1 pseudogene is annotated in these 486 nt (G+C 80.5%); it reads left to right on the forward strand.

Annotated features, from left to right (window positions below):
• A pseudogene (locus tag AB0H28_RS22645) lies at positions 1-192 on the forward strand (phosphoheptose isomerase); the annotation flags it as partial.
• Positions 193-486 lie beyond the last annotated feature (294 nt).

Below are 486 nucleotides of genomic sequence, written 5' to 3' on the forward strand. Positions count from 1 at the left end.
CTCCTCACCGCCGCCCACGCCGCCCACGACACCGGCCTCCGCTGCTGGGCCTTCACCGGCCCCGCCCCCAACCCCCTCGCCGACCTCTGCCACGACGCGCTGGCCGTGCCGTCGGACGACAGCCAGGTCGTGCAGGAGCTGCACCTGGTCTCCACGCACCTGCTCTGCGAGTACGTCGACCAGGCGCTGCCGCTGGTCCGGCAACTCCCCCGGTCGCCGTGGCGGGCCCCGGCGACGCGCCCCGCCCCGTCGCCGTACCTGGCCGACCCCGCGGAGCCACCCCTGCTCCGGCCGGCCCGCACCGCCCGGCCGGCCGAGGAGGGGCGGGACCGGGGCGGCCTGGTGCTGGCCACGATCGACGGCGTCGTGCCGGCCGGCGCCGACGGCCCCGGCCCCAACGGGCACCGGCCCAACGGCCGCGGGCCGGAGGGCCCCCACCGCGGCGGCGACGGCACGGGCCGGGTCGACCCGTGAGCGCGAGGAGCG

The organism is Micromonospora sp. NPDC050980 (assembly GCF_040653835.1).
In the GTDB taxonomy this organism is placed as follows: Bacteria; Actinomycetota; Actinomycetes; order Mycobacteriales; family Micromonosporaceae; genus Micromonospora.